The 21,678-nt window shown below is 72.1% G+C and carries 22 protein-coding genes and 1 riboswitch; of the genes, 8 read left to right on the top strand and 14 right to left on the bottom strand.

Annotated features, from left to right (window positions below; genetic code table 11):
- Positions 1-91: 91 nt before the first annotated feature.
- A complete protein-coding gene (locus tag ACQ9ZG_RS24635) occupies positions 92-436 on the top strand; it encodes a DUF427 domain-containing protein (protein ID WP_109916234.1) in 345 nt (114 codons plus the stop codon).
- A 77-nt stretch (positions 437-513) separates the two neighbouring features.
- Entirely contained in the window at positions 514-1,332 is an 819-nt protein-coding gene (locus ACQ9ZG_RS24630; RefSeq protein WP_499281242.1) for an alpha/beta fold hydrolase, read from the top strand.
- A gap of 8 nt (positions 1,333-1,340) precedes the next feature.
- On the opposite strand, the gene mnmA is transcribed toward ACQ9ZG_RS24630, so the two are convergent.
- Complete coding sequence (gene mnmA / locus ACQ9ZG_RS24625; RefSeq protein ID WP_109914084.1) at positions 1,341-2,477, bottom strand: tRNA 2-thiouridine(34) synthase MnmA; 1,137 nt, start codon at positions 2,475-2,477, stop codon at positions 1,341-1,343.
- Positions 2,478-2,538: 61 nt separating this feature from the next.
- On the opposite strand from mnmA, the gene ACQ9ZG_RS24620 reads away from it, so the two are divergent.
- The gene (locus tag ACQ9ZG_RS24620) at positions 2,539-3,261 is read left to right on the top strand and encodes an N-acetylmuramoyl-L-alanine amidase (RefSeq protein WP_109914085.1); all 723 of its coding nucleotides are present in this window, start codon (positions 2,539-2,541) and stop codon (positions 3,259-3,261) included.
- A gap of 76 nt (positions 3,262-3,337) precedes the next feature.
- Here ACQ9ZG_RS24620 and ACQ9ZG_RS24615 read toward each other — a convergent pair whose 3' ends face one another.
- From ACQ9ZG_RS24615 to ACQ9ZG_RS24605, 3 genes are all read right to left on the bottom strand, one after another.
- A complete protein-coding gene (locus tag ACQ9ZG_RS24615; RefSeq protein ID WP_084992047.1) occupies positions 3,338-4,507 on the bottom strand; it encodes a cysteine desulfurase family protein in 1,170 nt (389 codons plus the stop codon).
- A gap of 155 nt (positions 4,508-4,662) precedes the next feature.
- Complete coding sequence (locus tag ACQ9ZG_RS24610) at positions 4,663-5,052, bottom strand: hypothetical protein (protein ID WP_109917644.1); 390 nt, start codon at positions 5,050-5,052, stop codon at positions 4,663-4,665.
- A gap of 109 nt (positions 5,053-5,161) precedes the next feature.
- Positions 5,162-5,308 carry a hypothetical protein gene (locus ACQ9ZG_RS24605; protein WP_018492316.1) on the bottom strand — a complete coding sequence of 49 codons (147 nt, stop codon included), beginning with the start codon at positions 5,306-5,308 and terminating at the stop codon, positions 5,162-5,164.
- A gap of 136 nt (positions 5,309-5,444) precedes the next feature.
- On the opposite strand from ACQ9ZG_RS24605, the gene ACQ9ZG_RS24600 reads away from it, so the two are divergent.
- The gene (locus tag ACQ9ZG_RS24600) at positions 5,445-6,080 is read left to right on the top strand and encodes a TetR family transcriptional regulator (protein ID WP_109917643.1); all 636 of its coding nucleotides are present in this window, start codon (positions 5,445-5,447) and stop codon (positions 6,078-6,080) included.
- Positions 6,081-6,351: 271 nt separating this feature from the next.
- On the opposite strand, the gene ACQ9ZG_RS24595 is transcribed toward ACQ9ZG_RS24600, so the two are convergent.
- From ACQ9ZG_RS24595 to ACQ9ZG_RS24550, 10 genes are all read right to left on the bottom strand, one after another.
- Positions 6,352-7,233, bottom strand: a complete 882-nt coding sequence (locus tag ACQ9ZG_RS24595; RefSeq protein ID WP_181398225.1) for a thioesterase family protein — start codon at positions 7,231-7,233, stop codon at positions 6,352-6,354.
- A 97-nt stretch (positions 7,234-7,330) separates the two neighbouring features.
- Entirely contained in the window at positions 7,331-7,990 is a 660-nt protein-coding gene (locus ACQ9ZG_RS24590) for a trimeric intracellular cation channel family protein (protein WP_028416483.1), read from the bottom strand.
- 18 nt (positions 7,991-8,008) lie between these two features.
- Positions 8,009-9,169, bottom strand: coding sequence for an ABC transporter ATP-binding protein (locus tag ACQ9ZG_RS24585; protein ID WP_028416482.1), 1,161 nt, complete (start codon positions 9,167-9,169; stop codon positions 8,009-8,011).
- Positions 9,166-10,158 (bottom strand): ABC transporter ATP-binding protein, encoded by a 993-nt coding sequence (locus tag ACQ9ZG_RS24580; protein WP_028416481.1) that lies wholly within the window; start codon positions 10,156-10,158, stop codon positions 9,166-9,168. The genes ACQ9ZG_RS24585 and ACQ9ZG_RS24580 overlap by 4 nt, the downstream gene beginning before the upstream one ends.
- Before the next feature lie 6 nt (positions 10,159-10,164).
- Positions 10,165-11,127 (bottom strand): ABC transporter permease, encoded by a 963-nt coding sequence (locus tag ACQ9ZG_RS24575; RefSeq protein WP_028416480.1) that lies wholly within the window; start codon positions 11,125-11,127, stop codon positions 10,165-10,167.
- A 1-nt stretch (position 11,128) separates the two neighbouring features.
- On the bottom strand, positions 11,129-12,133 hold the full coding sequence (locus tag ACQ9ZG_RS24570) for an ABC transporter permease (RefSeq protein WP_018492309.1): 1,005 nt from the start codon (positions 12,131-12,133) through the stop codon (positions 11,129-11,131).
- 85 nt (positions 12,134-12,218) lie between these two features.
- Positions 12,219-13,889, bottom strand: a complete 1,671-nt coding sequence (locus tag ACQ9ZG_RS24565) for an ABC transporter substrate-binding protein (protein WP_028416479.1) — start codon at positions 13,887-13,889, stop codon at positions 12,219-12,221.
- A 275-nt stretch (positions 13,890-14,164) separates the two neighbouring features.
- Complete coding sequence (locus ACQ9ZG_RS24560; RefSeq protein WP_050451256.1) at positions 14,165-14,914, bottom strand: enhanced serine sensitivity protein SseB C-terminal domain-containing protein; 750 nt, start codon at positions 14,912-14,914, stop codon at positions 14,165-14,167.
- Between the two features lie 257 nt (positions 14,915-15,171).
- Complete coding sequence (locus ACQ9ZG_RS24555; RefSeq protein ID WP_499281241.1) at positions 15,172-15,939, bottom strand: enhanced serine sensitivity protein SseB; 768 nt, start codon at positions 15,937-15,939, stop codon at positions 15,172-15,174.
- An 81-nt stretch (positions 15,940-16,020) separates the two neighbouring features.
- Entirely contained in the window at positions 16,021-16,749 is a 729-nt protein-coding gene (locus tag ACQ9ZG_RS24550) for an AAA family ATPase (protein WP_109917460.1), read from the bottom strand.
- Between the two features lie 164 nt (positions 16,750-16,913).
- A riboswitch (glycine riboswitch) is annotated at positions 16,914-17,011 on the top strand.
- A 165-nt stretch (positions 17,012-17,176) separates the two neighbouring features.
- Between ACQ9ZG_RS24550 and gcvT the strand changes: the two genes are divergently transcribed.
- The 4 genes from gcvT (at position 17,177) to ACQ9ZG_RS24530 (ending at position 21,639) form a co-directional block, all read left to right on the top strand.
- Positions 17,177-18,292: a glycine cleavage system aminomethyltransferase GcvT gene (gcvT, locus tag ACQ9ZG_RS24545; RefSeq protein ID WP_136016923.1), complete on the top strand. Its 1,116-nt coding sequence runs from the start codon at positions 17,177-17,179 to the stop codon at positions 18,290-18,292.
- 132 nt (positions 18,293-18,424) lie between these two features.
- Positions 18,425-18,802: a glycine cleavage system protein GcvH gene (gene gcvH, locus ACQ9ZG_RS24540; RefSeq protein WP_018492303.1), complete on the top strand. Its 378-nt coding sequence runs from the start codon at positions 18,425-18,427 to the stop codon at positions 18,800-18,802.
- A gap of 19 nt (positions 18,803-18,821) precedes the next feature.
- Complete coding sequence (gene glyA, locus ACQ9ZG_RS24535; protein WP_018492302.1) at positions 18,822-20,081, top strand: serine hydroxymethyltransferase; 1,260 nt, start codon at positions 18,822-18,824, stop codon at positions 20,079-20,081.
- A 172-nt stretch (positions 20,082-20,253) separates the two neighbouring features.
- Positions 20,254-21,639 carry an L-serine ammonia-lyase gene (locus ACQ9ZG_RS24530; protein ID WP_028416473.1) on the top strand — a complete coding sequence of 462 codons (1,386 nt, stop codon included), beginning with the start codon at positions 20,254-20,256 and terminating at the stop codon, positions 21,637-21,639.
- The last annotated feature ends 39 nt before the right edge of the window (positions 21,640-21,678 follow it).

Below are 21,678 nucleotides of genomic sequence, written 5' to 3'. Positions count from 1 at the left end.
CCACCGTACGGCCCGCCTCCGGCACTCCCCCGTCCGCGTCACGCTCCCCGGAGGAGGGAAGATTCCGGAGCCGTACGCCGCTGAGAGAGGCATGACTTCCACCCGAGTCACCCGAGGACACCACATCACCGTCGAGCCGGGCACCGTGCACGTACGGGCGGTGCACGACGGGCAGGTCCTGGCCGACAGCCGCCGCCCCCTCGTCCTGCGCGAGACCGGCTGCCCGGACCGCTACTACCTGCCGCCCGAGGACGTCCGTACGGAGCTGCTCACCCCGTCGGAGACCACCACCCACTGTCCGTTCAAGGGCGACGCCTCCTACTGGTCGGTGCCCGGCGCCGCCGATCTCGTCTGGGCCTACCCGGACCCGAAGCCCGGAGTCGCCGCGATCCAGGACCACTTCTGCTTCTACGGGACAGCGGTCGTCCCCGACTGACCTGCGGCGGAACACCTTTCCGGAAGTTCTCCGCCGCCGGGCGATGAGTTTCCGGGCCCGCCCCGGTCTGCCCTCCCATGGACAGGATTCTCTCCGCCGACTCCACGCCGATCGCCTGCCACCGCCGGGGCGAGGGCCCGCCCCTCGTTCTGGTCGGCGGGGCGCTGGGCACGGCGGCGGCCGACGCGCCCCTGGCCGCCCTGCTGGCGGCGCGCTTCACCGTGGTCACCTACGACCGCCGGGGCCGGGGTGCCAGCAGTGCCGCCGGGGACGGGGACGGGGGCGGGGTGGCGGGCGTGCGCCGGGAGATCGAGGACCTGGCGGCCGTCGTCACCGCGGCGGGCCCCGGCGCCTCGGTCTTCGGGATGTCCTCCGGCGGGGCGCTGGCCCTGGAGGCGGCCGCCGCCGGGCTCCCCGTGGAGCTGCTCGCCGTCTACGAACCGCCCTACACTCCCGGCGCCTCCGGCCTCCTCCTCAAGGCCCGCGCCTCCGACCGGCTGCACCGGCTGCTGGCCGCCGGGGACCGGGCCGGGGCGGTGGAGCTGTTCCTGACCGCGAAGGGCGTGGACCCGGCGACGGTGGACCGGATGCGGCGCGCGCCCCTGTGGCCGGGGCTGGAGGCGATGGCGCCCACGCTGGCGTACGACGACGCGGTGCTGGGCGACGGGGCGGTCCCGGCCGAGCGGTTCGCCGCCGTGACCGCCCGCACGCTGGTGGTCTGCGGCGGCTTCAGCTCGGCCCGGTCCCGGGCCGCCACCCGGACCCTCGCCGAGGCCCTCCCCCGCGCCCGGCACCGTACGCTCACCGGCCAGACGCACGAGGTGGCCCCGCAGGTGCTCGCCCCGGTGCTGACGGAGTTCTTCGCCCGGGACGTCTACGTGCGCCGGGCGTCGTGAGCCGGGGGTCAGGCCCCTGAGGCCACCCGCTCGCGGCGGACCGTCGTGGCGATGGTGGCCGAGCCGACCACGCGGGTGCCGTCGTAGAGGACGACCGCCTGGCCGGGGGCCACGCCCCGGACCGGCTCGGTGAAGGTGACGTGCAGCTCGGAGCCGTCCACCAGCTCGGCCGTCACCTCGCACTCGCCGCCGTGGGCGCGGAGCTGGGCGGTGTACGTTCCCGGACCGGACGGGGGCGTTCCGCACCAGCGGGGCTTGATGGCGGTCAGCGCGGTCACGTCCAGCGCCTCGGCCGGGCCGACGGTGACCGTGTTGTTCACCGGGGAGATGTCGAGCACATAGCGCGGCTTGCCGTCGGGGGCGGGGTGGCCGATCTTCAGGCCCTTGCGCTGGCCGATGGTGAAGCCGAACGCGCCGTCGTGGGTGCCCAGCTTCGTACCGGACTCGTCCAGGATGTCGCCCTCGGCCGGGCCGCCGAGCCGGTTCGCCAGGAAGCCCTGGGTGTCGCCGTCGGCGATGAAGCAGATGTCATGGCTGTCGGGCTTCTTGGCGACGGCCAGGCCCCGGCGCTCGGCCTCGGCGCGGATCTCGTCCTTGGTGGTGAGGGTGTCGCCGAGCGGGAACATGGCGTGGGCGAGCTGCCGCTCGTCCAGGACGCCGAGCACATAGCTCTGGTCCTTGGCCATGTCGGAGGCGCGGTGCAGCTCGCGGCCGCCGTCCTCGGTGAGCTGGACCGTGGCGTAGTGGCCCGTGCAGACGGCGTCGAAGCCGAGGGCGAGCGCCTTGTCGAGCAGCGCGGCGAACTTGATCTTCTCGTTGCAGCGCAGGCAGGGGTTGGGCGTGCGCCCGGCCTCGTACTCCGCGACGAAGTCCTCCACCACATCCTCGCGGAAGCGTTCCGCCAGGTCCCAGACGTAGAACGGGATACCGATGACGTCGGCCGCGCGGCGGGCGTCCCGGGAGTCCTCGATGGTGCAACAGCCGCGCGCGCCGGTCCGGAAGGACTGGGGGTTGGCCGAGAGGGCGAGGTGGACACCGGTCACGTCGTGGCCCGCCTCGACGGCGCGGGCGGCGGCGACGGCGGAGTCCACGCCGCCCGACATCGCGGCGAGGACACGCAGGGGGCGCTGGGGAGTCTGAGTCATAGCCCCTCCAGGGTACGGGGCGCCGGGAACCGAATGCTCGCGGATATGCGTTGACGATCACATGGGGAACAACGGGAGCACCCGTGCGTCGCGGAAGAAGTCCGGCGGCGGCGTCAGCCGGCGTGCGCTGCTCATCGGCGGCGGTGCGGTGGTGGCGGCCGGGACCGCCGCCGTCCTCGCGCGCGAGGAGATGAAGCGGGCGTGGTGGCGGATACCGGGCGTGGAGAAGCCCCGCAAGCCCGGTGAGCTGGACTACGCGGGCGCCACCTGGGTCGCCGCCTCCGAGGCGAACTGGCGGCGGGCGGACCGGCCGGACGACTTCCGGATCGACCGCGTGATCATCCATGTCACCCAGGGCAGCTTCGACAGCGCGGTGCGCGTCTTCCAGGACCCCTCCCACCGGGCCGCGACGCACTACATCGTGGGCCAGGACGGCCGGGTGGTGCAGATGATCCGTGAGCTGGACGTGGCGTACCAGGCGGGCAACCGGTCGTTCAACGAGCGGGCGGTCGGCATCGAGCACGAGGGGTTCGTGGACCGGCCCAAGGACCTCACGAAGGAGATGTACGAGGCGTCGGCGCGGCTCACGGCGTCGGTCTGCGCGCGGTACGACATCCCCATCGACCGGGAGCACATCATCGGCCATGTGGAGGTGCCCGGCACCGACCACACGGACCCCGGTCCGCACTGGGACTGGGACCGGTATCTGAAGCTGGTGCGGCGGGCGGCGACGGCCCCGCCGGCGCCGGCACCCTCGGCTTCCGCGTCCGCGAAGGCGGAGTAGGCGTCGGCGTCGGCGTCGGCGTCGGCGTCGGCGAGAACGGAGCGGACCGCGCCCGGTTCGCGCCCGGCGGCGCCCCTCAGCTGAGGCCGGCCGTCCGTGCCCGCTCCACCGCCGGGCCGATCGCCTGGGCCAGCGCCTTCACGTCGTCCTCGGTGGAGGTGTGGCCGAGCGAGAAGCGCAGGGTGCCCCGGGCCAGGTCCGGATCGGTGCCGGTGGCCAGGAGTACGTGGCTGGGCTGGGCGATCCCGGCGGTGCAGGCGGAGCCGGTGGAGCACTCGATGCCCTGGGCGTCCAGCAGGAGCAGCAGGGAGTCACCCTCGCAGCCGGGGAAGCTGAAGTGCGCGTTGGCCGGGAGCCGCCCGGCCGGGTCCGGGTCACCGCCGAGGACGGCGTCGGGGACGGCGTGGCGCACGGCGGCCACCAGGTCGTCGCGGAGCGCGCCGACGCGCCGGGCGAAGTGCTCGCGCCCCTCGGCGGCCAGCCGCCCGGCCACCGCGAAGGAGGCGATGGCGGGCACATCGAGGGTCCCGGAGCGCACGTGCCGCTCCTGGCCGCCGCCGTGCAGCACGGGTACGGGGGTGTGGTCGCGGCCCAGCAGCAGCGCGCCGATGCCGAACGGGCCGCCGATCTTGTGGCCGCTGACCGTCATCGCGGCCAGTCCGGAGGCGGCGAAGCCGACCTCCAGCTGGCCGAAGGCCTGCACGGCGTCGGCGTGCATCGGGATCCCGAACTCGGCGGCCACCGAAGCCAGTTCCCGTACCGGCATGATCGTGCCGATCTCGTTGTTGGCCCACATCACGGTGATCATCGCGATGTCGTCGGGGTTGCGGAGGATCGCCGCGCGCAGGTCCTCGGGGTGGACCCGGCCGTGGCGGTCGACCGGGAGGTAGTCGACGGTGGCGCCCTCGTGCTCGGCGAGCCAGTCGACGGCGTCCAGGACGGCGTGGTGCTCGACGGGGCCCGCGAGGACCCGGGTGCGGCGGGGGTCGGCGTCGCGGCGGGACCAGTAGAGGCCCTTGACCGCGAGGTTGTCGGCCTCGGTGCCGCCGGAGGTGAAGACCACCTCGCTGGGGCGTGCGCCGAGGGCGTCGGCCAGGGTCTCTCTGGACTCCTCGACGGTACGGCGGGCTCTGCGGCCGGCCGCGTGCAGCGAGGACGCGTTGCCGGTGACGGAGAGCTGGGCGGTCATCGCCTCGATCGCTTCGGGAAGCATCGGCGTGGTCGCGGCGTGGTCGAGGTAGGCCATGGTGGGGCCGATTCTACGAGCCCGGGGCGGGGCGCATGGCGGGGCGTCTCACGGTGCGGCGGCCGCGCACGGGCGCACGGGGGTGCGGTGGACCCGCCCGGAGCCCGGTCCGGAGCCCGATCCGGAGCGGGGTGAGCGGTTCGGGGGCGCCCCTGTCAGCCCGCCAGGTCCCAGGCGACCGTGCCGTTGACGGTGACCAGGACGGCCAGGACCACGAGGTCCGCGACGCCCAGCGCGAGGCCGAGCCGGGCGCGGCCGGGGCAGCGGGTGCGGCGGGCCAGGGCCAGCAGCGCCATCACGATCGCGGCGGGGCCGAGCAGCAGGTTGAAGACCAGCAGCCCGACGAGGCCGAGGACGAAGGAGGCGACGGCGAGCCCGTCCGCCTCCCGTCCGGCGGCCCGGCGCGGAGCGGAGCAGGGGGCGGCGTCGGGGGTCCGCTCCGGCGCTGCGCCGGTGTCGGCAGGGCCCCTGTCGGGGGCGTCCTCGACGTCCCTGTCGGTGACATGGCCCGTACGGCGGGCGCGGTCGATGAGGGTGAGGGTCATGGTGCGAGCTCCTTCGGGTCGGTCCGGGCAGGACGGGCTCGGCGGGTGCGGGTGCGGATCGGCCGGTACGGCTGCGCGTGCGGGCACGGACACGGGTCAGCCGTCCGGCTCAGCGGGTCCGGCGTTCCCGTACGGCGAAGATCAGCAGCCAGCAGCCGATCACGCTCGCGGCGGCCAGGGAGACCGGAACCGGAAGCTGGGCGACCGCCCCGAGGACGATGCCCAGGAGCAACAGCGCGGCGACGAGGACGAGCACGGCGGAACCTCTCTCTGCGAAGTCCGCGCGGGGGGCGCGAAGACGAATGCCGTTCGGAGTACGAGTGTTCACTGACTGCCCAGCCTAAACCTCCGACCCCTTCCTCGACTCGGAGAACGGTTGTTTACTGAATGGCATGAGTCACACCGTCGGAATCCGCCAGACCCAGAAGCTCAGGACGCGCCAGGCCCTGCTCGACGCCGCGCTCGGACTGCTGGAGCACCAGAGCCTGAGCAGCCTGGGGCTCCGCGAGGTCACCCGGGCCGCCGGGGTCACGCCCACCGCCTTCTACCGGCACTTCGAGGACACCGCCGCCCTCGGGGTGGCCCTGGTGGAGGAGACGCTGGGCAGCCTGCACGGGCTGATCGCCGCGGTGCTCATGGAGACGGGCGACAGCGAGGAGCGGGTGGACCGCAGCGTGGAGGTGATAGCGCGTCATGTCGCGGCGCAGCCCGCCCACTTCCGGTTCATCGCCCGGGAGCAGCACGGCGGGGTGGGCCCGGTGCGCGAGGCCATCGCGGCGCAGCTGCTCCGGTTCGCGGAGGAGGTGGCGGCGGCGCTCGGCGAGGAGCCGGGGGCGGCGGGGTGGAGCGGGGAGGATCTGCTGATGCTCGGCGGGTTCTACGTGGACCACATGGTCATGACCGCCTCGGCCCTGCTGGAGGCCGGCCCGGAGCGCGAGCGGGAGGTGGTCCGGCGGACCAGGCGGCGGCTGCGGCTGGTGACGATCGGCCGCGCCCACTGGCTCGACGAGGCGCCCGCCCTGGACTGAGGCCCGACGAAGCGTCCGCCCCGGACCAGGGGCGGGACACCCGCGCCCCGGCCGGGGGGGGCGGGACACCCCCTTCCCGGGGCCGGGAGACGGCGCGGCACCGGGGACGGCGCGGCACCGGGGGCGGCCGCCCCGAGCCTCCCCGGGCCTCCGCGGCGGCGCGCGAACGCCCGGGACCGCCGACGGCCGGACCCGCCCGGCCGCCCACGGCGACGCGCCCGCCCGGGGCGCCCCCGGACGGGCGCGGAAGCCGCACTCGTACCCGTACGCCCTACTTCACGCGCGGCGCCTTCGCCAGCTGGCGGGACTGGGCGACGAGGCGGTCGGCGCTGTCCCAGACCTCCGCGTCCTCCTCCAGGAAGCCGCCCGCGAGGTTGCGGGTGGTGATGGCGACGCGGAGCGGGCCCGGGGCGGGGCGGCAGCGGACGTGGGTGGTCAGCTCGACGGTGGGGGTCCAGCCGGTGAGGCCCAGCTCGAACGAGGTCGGCGGCAGGGCGTCCACGGTGAGCAGCAGGGAGAGCGGGTCGGGGTCGCGGCCGTCCGCGAGGCCGAACCAGCCGCGCATCTCGCCCTTGCCGGACGGGGCGCCGACCGCCCAGCCGACGGTCGCCGGGTCGAGCTTGATGTCGAGGCGGTCGGTGATGGCCGAGCTGCCGGGGATCTTCGGCGCGCCGTCGCTCGGACCGAGGCAGTGCTCGCGGGCGGGCATGGCCGGCGGCAGGGCGGTGGTGCGTACGTCGTCGGGGAGGGTGTCCAGGTCGCCGTAGGTGGCGAGGACGCGGATGCGCTCGATCTCGCTGCCGTCCTCGGCGTACTGGAAGAGGGAGGCCTGTCCGGTGGAGAGGGTGCGGCCGGTGCGGACGGTCTGGGTCCGGATCACGGCGGGGCCGGGGACCGAGGCGGTGAGGTAGTGGGCGGAGACCGAGAACGGGTCGGGGTGCGGCAGCGCCTCGCCCAGCGCACGGCCGACGAGGGCCAGCAGATAGCCGCCGTTGACGGCGTGGATGATGGTCCAGCCCGCGGAGAGGGTCGCGTCGTAGACGCCCCCCTCGCGACGGGTGACCGCGGTGTCCCGGTCGAACTCGCTGTCGCCGATGGATGCCGGGGTTGCCGGGGCGGTCTGCGCCGCCGCCTCTGTCGCTGCCTGTGCCATGGCATGCACCGTACACGGATGGCGTTACTAAGCGGTAGCTTTTGATGGCCCCTTCCTCGGGGAGGCTCCCGCGCTTCTCCCCTACGTCGCCTCTCCCCTACGCCTCCTCCGCCCGTGCCGAGGACCGGTTGTAGGCACGCGGGGCCCGCCAGTGGAAGCGCAGGGCCAGCAGCCGCAGGGTGAAGGCCGCGATCACCGCCAGGCCGCTGGTCAGGGCGTTGAGGGTGTCGAAGCGGATGCAGAGGACGACCATGGTCGCGCCGACGATCGCGGGCACCGCGTACAGGTCGCGGTCCCAGCGCAGCAGCGACGGGACCTCGTTGGCCAGCACGTCCCGCAGCACACCGCCGCCCACCGCGGTCGCCAGCCCGAGCGCCGCCGAGGCGGTGAGCCCGAGGCCGTACTCGTACGCCTTGACCGTGCCGGTCACGCAGAACAGGCCGAGCCCCGCCGCGTCGAACACGTTGACGCCGACCTGGATGCGCTCCACGTGCGGGTGGAGGAAGAAGACGAGACCGGCGGCGAAGAGCGGGGTGATGAAGTACCCGAGGTCGGTGAAGGCGGCGGGCGGGATCGCGCCGATCATCACGTCGCGGAACAGCCCTCCGCCCAGCGCCGTCACCTCGGCGAGAACGGCGATGCCGAAGACATCGAAGTTCTTGCGTACGGCGAGCAGCGCGCCCGAGATCGCGAAGACGAAGATCCCGACGAGGTCGAGCGCATGCTGGACGGAGGGCGTGAACAGTTCGGTGAGCACCGGACAATTGTGCCGGTCCTACTCGGCGGCTCCGTCCTTCGCGGGCACGGCGACGGGTGCGTCGGCCTGGCCCGGCACCTGGGCGGCCCCCTCCGGTGCGTCGCCCTCGGAGACCTCGACCGCCTCGGCCGCGACCGCCTCCGTGGCGACGACCGCCTCGATGCCGGTGGCCAGGGTCTGCTTGACCGTCCCGGCCTCGATCTCGGCCGTGAAGTGGCAGGCGACCCGGTGGCCGTCGCCGGTGTCGAGCAGCGGCGGGCGCTCGGTGGCGCACTTGGTCTCCTGCACCCACGGGCAGCGGGTGTGGAAGCGGCAGCCGGCCGGCGGGTTGGCCGGGGAGGGCAGGTCGCCGTGGAGCAGGATGCGCTCGCGGCGGTCCTCCACCTCCGGGTCGGGCACCGGGACGGCCGACATCAGCGCCTTGGTGTACGGGTGCCGGGGCCCCGCGTACAGCGCGTCGCTCGGCGCCTCCTCGACCAGGCCCCCCAGGTACATCACCCCGATGACGTCCGAGATGTGCCGGACCACCGCGAGGTCGTGGGCGATCACCAGATAGGTGAGGCCCAGCGACTCCTGGAGCTCCTCCAGCAGGTTGATGACCTGCGCCTGGACCGAGACGTCGAGCGCCGAGACGGGCTCGTCGCAGATGATGACGTCCGGTTCCAGGACCAGCGCGCGGGCGATGCCGATGCGCTGGCGCTGGCCGCCGGAGAACTCGTGCGGGTAGCGGGAGAGCGCGTTGGCCGGCAGCCCGACCCTGGCGAGGATCTCCTTGATCTTCTCCCGGCGCTCGGTCTGGTCCTTGCCGATGTTGTGGGCGGCCATGCCCTCGGACAGGATCGACTCGATGTTCTGCCGGGGGTTGAGGCTGCCCAGCGGGTCCTGGAAGACCATCTGGAGGCGGCGGCGGAAGGTCCGCATCTCCTCGGCGGGCAGTTGCGCGAGGTCGGTGCCGTCGAAGACGACCGCGCCCTCGGTGATGTCGTTCAGCCGCAGCACCGCACGGCCGAGCGTCGTCTTGCCGCACCCGGACTCACCGACCAGGCCGTAGGTCTGGCCCGCCTCCACGCTGAGCGAGACACCGTCGACGGCGTAGACGTGGCCCACCGTACGGTCGAAGAAGAGGCCCTTCTTCACCGGGAAGTGGACTTTGACGCCGTCCAGTTCGAGCAGACTCATGCCGGGACCTCCGCGGTGGGCAGGACCGGGTTGACGCAGCGGACCTGGTGTCCGGCCGCGCGTGGTTCGGTCAGTTCGGGGGTGCCGGTGAGGCACTCCATCGTGTAGTGGTCGCACCGGGGTGCGAAGGCGCAGCCGTCGGCCCAGGCGATCTTGTCGTTGATGGAGCCGCGGATCGGGTTGAGCGGCTCGCCGCGGGGCGCGTCGAGCCGCGGGATGGAGCCGAGCAGCCCGTGCGCGTACGGGTGGGTGGGGTGGGCGAACAGCTCGCGGCGGTCCGCCGACTCCACGGCCCGGCCCGCGTAGAGGACGTTGACCTCGTCGCAGAGGCCGGCGACGACGCCCAGGTCGTGGGTGATCATCAGCAGGGCGGTGCCCTCCTGGTCGACCAGTTCCTTGAGCAGCTCCAGGATCTGGGCCTGGATGGTCACGTCGAGCGCCGTGGTCGGCTCGTCCGCGATCAGCAGGCGGGGCGCGCAGGCCACCGCCATGGCGATCAGCGCACGCTGGCGCATCCCGCCGGAGAGCTGGTGCGGGTACTCCTTGAGCCGCCGGTCCGGGTCGGGGATGCCGACCCGGTCGAGCAGGTGGGCCGCTTCCTTGCGGGCCTTCTCGCCCTTGAGGCCGCGGTGGCGCTGGAGGATCTCGGTGACCTGGATGCCGATGGGGACGACCGGGTTCAGCGAGGAGAGCGGGTCCTGGAAGATCATCGCGAGCTGGCTGCCGCGCATGTCGCGGAGCTTGCGCTCGCCGAGGGTCAGCAGGTTCCGTCCGTCGAACTCGGCCCGCCCCCCGATCCGTACGCCCTTGCGGGGCAGCAGCCCCATCAGGGCGAGCGAGGTGACGGACTTGCCGCACCCGGACTCGCCCACCAGGCCCACGACCTGGCCCTGGTCGACGTCGAAGGAGACGCCGTCCACGGCCGTGGCGTCCTTGCGGCCGCGCGCGGTGAAGGTGACGCTGAGTTCTTCAACTGAGAGCAGTGGCATGGGATGTCAGCCTCGCAGCTTCGGGTCGAGGGCTTCGCGCATGGCCTCGCCGAGCAGGGTGAAGCCGAGTGCGGTGATGATGATCCCGATGGCCGGATAGGCGGCCATCATCGGCTCGTTGTCGAAGAAGCGCTGTGCCTGGGAGAGCATCACGCCCCACTCGGGAACGGCCGGGTCGGGGTTGCCGAGCCCCAGGTAGGAGAGGGCCGCCGCCTCGATGATCGCGGTGGCGAGGCTCAGCGTGGCCTGGACGATCACCGGGCTGAGCGAGTTCGGCAGGATCTGGGTCAGCACGATCCGCTTGCGCCGGATGCCGACCGCCTTCGCGGCGAGCACGTAGTCCGCGCCGCCCTGCACGAGCATGGAACCGCGCAGCAGGCGGGCGAAGATGGGGATCTGGACGACACCGACGGCGATCATCACGGTGGTCAGCGACTGTCCGAGCACGGCGGCGATGGAGACGGCCAGCAGCAGGGACGGCAGCGACAGCATGATGTCGGTGATGCGCATGATGACGGTGTCGACGCGCTTGCCGATCTTGCCGCCGAGGGTGGCGGCGGCACCGGAGAGGACGCCGACCGTGGCGCCGACGATCAGGCCGATGAGCATGGAGACCACACCGACCAGGAGGGTCTGCCGGGCGCCGACGAGCCAGCGGGAGAACATGTCGCGGCCCAGGTGGTCCAGGCCGAACCAGTTCTCACCGCGCATGCCGACGAACTTGCCCTGGTTGGGGAAGACTTCGGCGCGCCAGTTCTGGGCGGTGGGGCCGTGCGGGGCGAGCATCGGCCCGACGACGGCGACGACCACGAACGCGGCGATGATGGCCGCGCCGATGATGGCCATCTTGCTGGAGCGCATCCGGCGGAACGCCTCGCGCCACAGGCTGCTGCCCGAGACGGACTCGGAGCTCTGGGTCAGCTCGGCGAGACGGTCGATCTTGTCTGCCTTGTTGGTCAGAATCGTCACGTCAGTGCACCCGCACTCTCGGGTCGATGATGCTGTACGCGAGGTCGACCAGCAGGTTGATCAGCACGTACACCATCGCGATGAAGAGAATGAACCCGACGAGGACCGGGTAGTCGCGGCCGTCGATCGCGGTACGGATGAACGAGCCGATGCCGCCGAAGTCGAAGACGGACTCGGTGAGCACCGCGCCGGAGAGCAGGCTGCCGGTCAGCAGGCCGACCGCGGTGATCACCGGCAGCAGCGCGTTGCGCAGCACGTGCCGGCCGCGCACGACGCGCTTGTCCAGGCCCTTGGACTCGGCGGTGCGGATGTAGTCCTCGCCGAGCACCTCCAGGACGCTGGCGCGGGTCATCCGGACGATGACGGCGAGCGGGATCGAGGCGAGCGCGAGGGCGGGCAGCACCAGATGCATGATCGCGTCCCAGCTCGCGTCGAACTCACCGGTCAGCAGCCCGTCCAGGACGGCGAATCCGGTGATGTCGGTGGCGTTGAGGCCGGTGGTGAGCCGCCCCTGGCTCGGGAACCAGCCCAGCTGGACGGAGAAGATCCCGCGCAGCAGCATGGCGAGGAAGAAGACCGGGATGCAGATGCCGAGCAGCGATCCGGAGACGGACGCGACGTCCAGCCAGCCGCCGCGCCGCTTCGCCGCCAGGTAGCCCATCGGGATGCCGACGGCCACGGCGATGAGGATCGCGGCGATGGACAGCTCCACGGTGGCCGGGAAGCGCAGGGCGAATTCGTCCCACACCGGCTGCCCGGTCTGGGTGGAGGTTCCGAGATCGAGCTCGAAGATGCGCTTCAGGAAGCGCCAGTACTGGACGTGCACCGGCTCGTCGAGCCCGAGTGCACGGTTGATCCTCGCCACTTCGGCTTCGGTGGCCCGCTCGCCCAGGATCGCCGATGCGGGTCCGCCGGGCAGTCGGTTCAGCCAGAGGAACAGCAGGACCGACAGGCCGAGCAGGGTGGGAATGAGCTGGAGAAGTCTTCTGACGACGAGTCGCAGCACCCCGCATGCCCCTTTCTCACGTGCGTTGATGCGGGTCCGCCCGGCCACCTGGTAGCTGTGGCCGGGCGGACCCGCTGGTGTGCGATTACTTGAAGGAGACCTCGGCGAAGTTCTCCTGCGTCAGCGGGGAGACCTTCGGCGGGTTGACGTTCTTGGCGAACGCGATCGCCGGCGGGGACGACGAGATCGGCACGCCCGGGACGTACTCCATGATCGCCTCGTTGGCCTTCTTGTACGCCTCGGTGCGGCCCGCGGCGTCGGCGACCTTGGAGGCCGCGTTCACGGCGTCGAAGATCTTCTCGTCCTTGAAGCCCCACTGCTTGTCGGGCTTGGCGAACCAGGTGCCGATGAAGTTGAAGCCGTCGTTGAAGTCACCGGTCCAGCCCAGCAGGTGCAGGGCGCAGGAGCCGGACTCGGTGGCGTCCAGGTAGTCCGGGGCCCACTTCATGGCCTTCGGCTTGACGGTGATGCCGGCCTTCTCCAGGTCGGCCTTCATCAGCTCGAAGAGGTCCTGCGGGGCGGGCATGTACGGGCGGGTGACCTCGGTCGGGTAGCAGAACTCGACGCTGAGCTTCTCCTCGCCGGCCTGCTTGAGGAGGTCCTTCGCCTTGGCGGTGTCGAAGGGGTACGTCTTCACCTTGTCGGAGAAGCCGGCGACCGTGTCGGGCATGAACTGGGTCGCCACCTTGCCGCCCTCGGGCAGCTGGGTCTTGACCAGGTTCTCGCGGTCGATGGCGTGCGTGATGGCCTGCCGGACCTCGGGCTTCTTCAGCGCCGGGTTGGCCGACTGGGTCATGCCGACGTAGAAGATGTTGAAGACGTCGCGGGTCGGGACCTCGAAGCCCTGCTTCTCCAGCGTCGTCACATCGGCGGGCGAGACCAGGTCGTAGCCGTCGATGTCACCGGCCTGGAGCGCCTGGCGGCGGGTCTCCTCGGTGGAGATGGTGCGGAAGACCAGGTTCTTCACCTTGGCCTTGTCGCCCCAGTAGTCGTCGAAGCGCTCCAGGGAGACTTCCTTGTTGCCCTTGTTCCACTTGACGATCTTGTACGGGCCGGTACCGGCGACCGTGCCGGCCTCCTGGCTGTACTTGGGGTACGTGATGGCGTCGCCCTTGGCCGTCGCCTCCTGCTTCTCGTACTCCTTGATCGCCTTCGGCGAGTGGATCGCGAGCGCCTGGAGGGAGAAGCCGCCCGGCAGGTTGGCCGAGGTCTCGTTGACCTCGATCACCGCGGTGTTCTCGTCCTTGGCGGTGCAGGACTTGTAGTTCGGCTTGGGCGCCTCGGCGTCCTCGTTCTTCGCGAACCCGCCCATGATGGTCTGCCAGTAGTAGGAGACCGCGCTGGACTGGTACGTGCCCTTCCAGTTGAACCAGTGGTCGTAGTTCGCGCAGACCGCGGCGGCGTTGAGCACCTCGCCGTCGTGGAACTTCACGCCCTGGCGCAGGTTGAACGTCCAGACCTTGCCCGACGGGTCGCTCGACCACTTCTCCGCGAGGCCGCCGACCAGCTCGCTGCCGCCGGACTCGTGCTCCAGCAGGGCCTCGAACGCCTGACGGGTGACGCGGAACGTCTCGCCGTCGGTCGCGAGGGCCGGGTCGAGGGAGCCGGGGTCACCGGAGCCGGCGAAGACGAAGGTGTCCTTGTCGCCCCCCTTGGAGCCGCCCTCGTCCCGCTCGCTGGAACAGCCCGTGGCGATCAGACCGACAGCGACCGCTGTCGTGATCGCCCGGACAGCCCGGGACTTGAATATGCGCATGGGTCCACCCCTGGTTCGCCATGTGGTGAGGTTGATGGCCGCACACTACAGACGGGGTATGCCGCAAGAGAACAGTCCGGATAGCGGTGAGACCTAGTCGAGACCCGGACAGTTGACAAAACATCCAGTTCCGGGACATCCCCGCGAGGGCAGTTAACAGGCCGGACATCTGGGGATGTTCGGCGGCGCGGGGCTGCCGGGCAGGTCAGGGGCTCCGCGGGGACCCGCGGTCCGGCGGGGCCTGCGGGCGACGCGGCGGGGCCCGGCCGAGCGGGTCAGCGGTGGTGCTGGGGCGGGTAGCCGTATCCCGGGGCGGGGGCCGGCGGCGGGCCCGCCGGGGCGTGCGGCTCGCGGTCGTAGAACGGCCGGGCGTTGGCCCGCAGCCACATCGCGACCGGGTCGTACTCGTCGGACAGGGCGACGGTCGAGACGGGCAGCCCGTCGGGGACCGCGCCGATCGACTGCCGCATCATCGTGCGCACCGCGTCGACGGAGGCGCGCCCGGAATCGTAGAGATCGAGCCCGATCGCGAGGTACGGGACACCCACCGCGGGGTGCACCCAGGCGCGGCGCAGCGAGCGGACGGCGGGGGTGCGGTGGGCGTTCTGGGTGAGCTGGGCGTAGAACTGCGGCAGCTCCACGGCGGGTTCGGTGAGCCGGAGCGGTCCGGCGGGGAGCCGGTCCAGACCGGTGGAGATCCGGCGCAGGTCGAGCCAGGGGATGCCGACACCGCCGCCGGGGGCGTGCGGATTGAGCCAGATGCCCCAGCGGTCGGGGAAGAGGGTGCGGGCGATGTCCCGGCCGGAGACCAGCTCGTGGGCGCGGGTCCAGCCGCTGGCGGACAGCTCCTGGGCCGAGGTGACACAGGGGGCGTACCCCAGGCCGTCGACCTCCATGGAGCCGTACTGCGCGTCCGGGGAGCCGGCCGTGCCGTGCCAGAGCAGCATCCAGATCCGGCCGTCGGCGAGGGCCGCGAGCAGTTCCTCGTAGGCGTCGTAACGCCCGGGACCGACCTGGCGCAGCATGTGCTCGACCTTGCCGGCCGCCGCGGTGCCTGACGCACTCACCCTGGTCCCGCCCCTCATCGTTCCGTCCGACTCGCGCCGACGCTCCCGGGCACACGGGAGCGACCCCGCCATCAAACCAGCTTATGCGCCAGTTCTGACACCGGCTTGACGCCACGGTCCGCGGGTGCCCGCCCCGGGAGCCCTGCGAACGCGGCCGGTGCCCGCCGGGCCGCCGCTCCGTACGCGCCCGCCGGCGGCCCGTGCCGCCGGTCCGTTCAGTGGCCCTCGCGGCGGTAGAAGGGCCGCACCTTCTCCCGCATCCAGTCGCCGACCAGGTCGTCGGCCACGTCCAGCAGGACCAGGTTCACCGGCCACGGCACCTCGACGCGGCCGAGCGCCCGCCCCAGGGCGTCCATCGGGGCGTTGCCCGTACCGTCCCAGGAGGCGCACTCGACGCCGACGAAGAGGACGGGGTCGCCGCCCTCGATGCTGGCGAGGGCGCGGCGGGCGGTGGAGACCACGCCGGTGGCCTCGAACTCGGCGGAGACGGCGGTGAGGAGGTCGACCGGGTCGTGCTGCCAGTCCGGCTCGAACAGCCGTACGCGGCCGCCGGTGGCGGGTCCGTCCAGGGCGGTGCGCCCGGCCCGGCAGAGGTCGGCGACGGCGGGCGGGGGGACCGGTATGCCGACCGCGCCGCCCGGGTTCACCGCGATGCCGACCTGCGGGGGCAGCCCCCGGGCGAAGTCACGGGCGGGGGCCACGGCGAAGGACATGTGGCCGCCGACGCAGCTGAGGAACTGGCCCTCGGAGCTGAAGACCGGGACGTACGCGGCGCCCTCGATGTCCATCATCGGCAGGTCCAGGTCGGCGCTGGCGGGCGAGCCCCCGTTGGGCAGCGGCACCCAGACCGAGCTGCGGCCGAGCACCTCGACGAGGCGGGCGCCCGCGTCGGGGACGCCGAGGGAGGCGGCCAGCACCTCTTCCAGCTCGTTGGCGGGCCATATGTGCTGGGGGTTCGCCTGGGCCGGTGCCGGAATGTCCACGTCCTCGGTGCCTCTCTCCGCTGTCGTCGCTCGGCGCTGTCGCCTGTCGTCGCTCGGCGCTGTCGTCGCCCGGCCAGAACCTTAACCGGCGCGCGCGGCCGGGACCTCGCCGTCGGTGAAGGAGATCCGGCTCAGCGCGCTCGCCGCCGCGCGGTCCAGCAGGACCGCCGAACCGCAGCCGGCGAAGAGCACGCCCTGTTCGGTCGCGTGGAGCAGCCGGGCCACCGCGTGCCGGTGGCGGGCGAAGGCGTATCCGGAGACGCCCCGGCCGCGCTGCCGCTGGCCCTGCCGGGCGGTGGCGGGGTCCACGTCGAGGAGGATCAGATGGAGGAGGCGGCCCCGGCGGGCGGCGTGCCGGGCGAGCCAGCTCCGTACCCAGGTCTGCGTACCGCAGTCGTGGACGACGACGGACTCGCCGGAGCGCAGGGCGGCCCGGAGCCCGAGGTAGTGGGCGGCGCGGACCAGGGGGCGGTAGAGGGCGTAGGGGAGTAAGGGGGGCAGGGCGGCGGCCCAGCGGTCGCGGGCGTCCTGGGAGTCGATCGCCCGGCCGGTGACGGCCTGCCGGATCAGGGTGGACTTGCCGCCGCCGGGGAGCCCGGAGACGACGACGATGTCCCCGGCGGCGAAATCGAGGCTGTACGGAGCGTGGCCGGTGCGCCCGCGCAGATCCCGTACCACCGGCGCGGGCGAGGTGATCACCTCGCCCGGGGAGGCACCGTGCGGTGCGGCCCCTTCCGGTACGGCTGCGCCGGGCTGTGCGGGCATCGCGCCGTGCGCGACCCCGGCCGGTACCGACCGCTGCAACGCCATCGCCCATCCCCCTGCTGTCGGGCCGCCCACGCCTGCTCCTGAAGTGTAAAGAAACGGCAAGGCTCCACAACCGTTCCCGGCGTTCACCGACCCGTTGTGGACCGGCCTCCCCACTCCGGCGCAATGCGTGCGATGATGACCGCGCCAACTGCATACCGGCCGTTCGAATCCGCGCGGGAGAGTTCCGGCCACAGTGTGAGCCGGGCGCCGAAGGAGCAAGATCCTCCCTTGAATCTCTCAGGCCCCGTACCGCGTGGATGAGGCAGATCTGAAAAGCGGGCCGCCCCGGCGGCTCCACCCAAGGTGCAAGCCGACCCCCGCGACCGGGGGCATACCCCCCTGCGGGGCTATCGGCGAACCTCTCAGGTTCCGATGACAGATGGGGAGGATCTCCGTCCCGACGTCGTCATGCCCTGGAGCCATGCCCATGAGCACTGCCCCCCGTCTCACCGCCCTCGACGCGACTCACCGCTCGCTCGGCGCCACCATGACCGACTTCGCGGGCTGGGACATGCCCCTGCGGTACGCGAGCGAGCGCGACGAGCACAACGCCGTACGGACCCGGGCCGGGCTCTTCGACCTCTCGCACATGGGCGAGATCACCGTCACCGGCCCCGAGGCCGCGGCCTTCCTGAGCTACGCGCTGGTGGGCAACATCGCCACCGTCGGCAACGGCCGGGCCCGCTACACGATGATCGTCCAGGAGGACGGCGGGATCGTCGACGACCTGATCGTCTACCGGCTGGGCGAGACCGAGTACATGGTGGTCGCCAACGCGGGCAACGCCCAGATCGTGCTGGACGCGCTGACCGGGCGCGTCGGCGGCTTCGACGCCGAGGTGCGCGACGACCGGGACGCGTACGCGCTGCTCGCGGTCCAGGGCCCCGAGTCCCCCGCCATCATGAAGGCCGTCACCGACGCGGACCTGGACGGGCTGAAGTACTACGCGGGCCTGCCGGGCACGGTCGCCGGGGTCCCGGCGCTCATCGCCCGTACCGGCTACACCGGCGAGGACGGCTTCGAGCTGTTCGTCGCGCCCGAGCACGCCGAGGCCCTGTGGCAGGCGCTGACGGAGGCCGGTGCCCCGCACGGCCTGATCCCCTGCGGCCTCTCCTGCCGGGACACGCTGCGCCTGGAGGCGGGCATGCCGCTGTACGGGCACGAGCTGACGACGGCGCTCACCCCGTTCGACGCGGGTCTGGGCCGGGTGGTGAAGTTCGAGAAGGAGGGCGACTTCGTCGGGCGCGAGGCGCTGACGGCCGCCGCCGAGCGCGCCGAGACCGCCCCGCCGCGCAAGCTGGTCGGCCTGGTCGCCGAGGGCCGCCGGGTCCCGCGCGCGGGCTTCTCGGTGGTGGCGGACGGCAAGGTGATCGGCGAGGTCACCTCCGGCGCCCCCTCCCCCACCCTGGGCAAGCCGATCGCCATGGCGTACGTGGACGCGGCCTTCGCCGCCCCGGGCACCGAGGGCGTGGGCGTGGACATCCGGGGCACGCACGAGCCGTACGAGGTCGTCGCGCTGCCGTTCTACAAGCGCCAGAAGTGATATCCCGGAGGGAACGGGGCATTCCGATCCCTCCGCACCGGCGCGCAGGCGTCACGGAAGTGACGTACCTCCGTCTCACACCGTAAGACCACCGTTCATCAGCACTCCCCCGCGTACAGGAGAATTCAGGTCATGAGCAACCCCCAGCAGCTGCGGTACAGCAAGGAGCACGAGTGGCTGTCGGCCGTCGAGGACGGCGTGGCCACGATCGGCATCACGGAGTACGCGGCCAACGCGCTCGGTGACGTCGTCTACGCCCAGCTCCCGGAGGTCGGTGACACGGTGACCGCGGGCGAGACCTGCGGTGAGCTGGAGTCGACCAAGTCCGTCAGCGACCTGTACTCGCCGGTGACCGGTGAGGTGACGGCGTTCAACCAGGACGTCGTGGACGACCCCTCGCTGGTGAACTCCGCTCCCTTCGAGGGCGGCTGGCTGTTCAAGGTGCGCGTCACGGAGGAGCCGGCCGACCTGCTCTCCGCCGACGAGTACACCGCGTTCTCCGGCAACTGAGACCTTAAGGGACCCCCTGATGTCGCTTCTGAACTCCTCCCTCCACGAGCTGGACCCGGACGTCGCCGCCGCCGTCGACGCCGAGCTCCACCGTCAGCAGTCCACCCTCGAAATGATCGCCTCGGAGAACTTCGCTCCGGTCGCGGTCATGGAGGCGCAGGGCTCCGTCCTCACCAACAAGTACGCCGAGGGCTACCCGGGCCGCCGCTACTACGGTGGCTGTGAGCACGTCGACGTGGTCGAGCAGATCGCGATCGACCGGATCAAGGCCCTGTTCGGCGCCGAGGCCGCCAACGTCCAGCCGCACTCCGGTGCGCAGGCGAACGCCGCCGCGATGTTCGCGCTGCTGAAGCCGGGCGACACGATCATGGGCCTGAACCTGGCCCACGGCGGTCACCTGACCCACGGCATGAAGATCAACTTCTCCGGCAAGCTCTACAACGTGGTCCCGTACCACGTCGACGAGAGCGGCCTGGTGGACATGGAGGAGGTCGAGCGGCTCGCCAAGGAGTCCCAGCCGAAGCTGATCGTCGCCGGCTGGTCCGCCTACCCGCGCCAGCTGGACTTCGCCGCCTTCCGCCGGATCGCGGACGAGGTCGGCGCGTACCTCATGGTCGACATGGCCCACTTCGCGGGCCTGGTCGCGGCCGGGCTGCACCCCAACCCGGTGCCGCACGCCCACGTCGTCACCACCACCACGCACAAGACCCTCGGCGGTCCGCGCGGCGGCGTGATCCTCTCCACGCAGGAGCTGGCCAAGAAGATCAACTCGGCGGTCTTCCCGGGTCAGCAGGGCGGCCCGCTGGAGCACGTGATCGCGGCCAAGGCGGTCTCGTTCAAGATCGCGGCGGGCGAGGAGTTCAAGGAGCGCCAGCAGCGCACCCTGGACGGCGCCCGCATCCTGGCCGAGCGCCTGGTCCAGCCGGACGTCACCGAGGTGGGCGTCTCCGTCCTCTCCGGCGGCACCGACGTGCACCTGGTCCTGGTCGACCTGCGCAACTCCGAGCTGGACGGCCAGCAGGCCGAGGACCGGCTCCACGAGCTGGGCATCACGGTCAACCGGAACGCCATCCCGAACGACCCGCGCCCCCCGATGGTCACCTCGGGCCTGCGGATCGGCACCCCCGCGCTCGCCACCCGCGGCTTCGGCGCCGAGGACTTCGCGGAGGTCGCGGAGATCATCGCCGCCGCCCTCAAGCCGTCGTACGACGCGGACGACCTCAAGGCCCGCGTGGTGGCGCTGGCCGAGAAGTTCCCGCTGTACCCCGGCCTGAAGTAGCACCTGGCCTGCGGTTCCGCGCACCGAGACGGGGCACCGCGCACACTGAGGAGAGTGAGCGCGGTGCCCCGTTCCACGCCCCCGGTTCGAAGTTTTCACCCCGCTTGCCCCGCTTGTCCCCGCACCGCCCAGGCAGACAACGGCGTCTTCCAACCCCCCAAGGAGTCCTCCCGTGGCCATCTCGGTCTTCGACCTCTTCTCGGTCGGCATCGGCCCGTCCAGCTCCCACACGGTGGGCCCGATGCGGGCCGCCCGGATGTTCGCGCGCCGCCTGAAGAACGAGGGACTGCTCGCGCACACGACCTCGATACGCGCCGAGCTGTACGGCTCGCTCGGCGCGACCGGCCACGGCCACGGCACGCCGAAGGCGGTCCTGCTCGGCCTGGAGGGCGAGTCCCCGCAGACGGTCGACGTCGAGTCCGCCGACGCCCGGGTCGACGAGATCCGTTCCTCGGGCCGGATCAACCTGCTCGGCATGCACGAGATCGCCTTCGACTTCGACGAGGACCTGATCCTGCACCGCCGCAAGGCGCTCCCGTACCACGCCAACGGGATGACGATCTTCGCGTACGACACCGAGGGCGCCCCGGTCCTGGAGAAGACGTACTACTCGGTCGGCGGCGGCTTCGTGGTGGACGAGGACGCGGTGGCGGGCGAGAACCCGATCGTCCCGGACGACACGGCCCTGCGCCACCCGTTCCGCACGGGCGACGAGCTGCTCCGCCTGGCCCGCGAGACCGGCCTCTCCATCTCGCAGATGATGCTGGAGAACGAGCTGGCCTGGCGCACCGAGGCGGAGATCCGCGCGGGCCTGCTGGACATCTGGCGGGTCATGCAGGCCTGCGTCTCGCGCGGCATGACCCGCGAGGGGATCCTCCCCGGCGGCCTCAAGGTCCGCCGCCGCGCCGCCAACTCGGCCCGCCAGCTGCGCGCCGAGGGCGACCCGCAGGCCCACGCGATGGAGTGGATCACGCTCTACGCGATGGCGGTCAACGAGGAGAACGCGGCGGGCGGCCGCGTGGTCACCGCCCCCACCAACGGCGCGGCGGGCATCATCCCGGCCGTCCTGCACTACTACATGAACTTCGCCTCCCACGGCTGCACCGAGGCGGAGAAGGAGGACAGCGTCGTCCGCTTCCTCCTCGCCGCCGGCGCGATCGGCCTCCTCTTCAAGGAGAACGCCTCCATCTCCGGCGCCGAGGTCGGCTGCCAGGGCGAGGTCGGCTCGGCCTGCTCCATGGCCGCCGGCGCCCTCGCCGAGGTCCTGGGCGGCTCCCCCGAGCAGGTGGAGAACGCCGCCGAGATCGGCATGGAGCACAACCTCGGCCTGACCTGCGACCCGGTCGGCGGCCTCGTCCAGATCCCGTGCATCGAGCGCAACGGCATGGCGGCGGTGAAGGCCGTGACGGCGGCGAAGATGGCGCTGCGGGGCGACGGCAGCCACAAGGTCTCGCTGGACAAGGTCATCAAGACGATGAAGGAGACGGGCGCGGACATGTCCGTCAAATACAAGGAGACGGCCCGGGGCGGGCTGGCGGTGAACATCATCGAGTGCTAGGCGGAAGGGCCCTGACCAGCGCGTTCGTATCGTTCAGCG

Origin of the sequence: Streptomyces araujoniae, assembly GCF_050871195.1 — a bacterium.
Classification (GTDB): domain Bacteria; phylum Actinomycetota; class Actinomycetes; order Streptomycetales; family Streptomycetaceae; genus Streptomyces; species Streptomyces bacillaris.
This window is presented reverse-complemented; position numbering and strand designations above follow the sequence as displayed.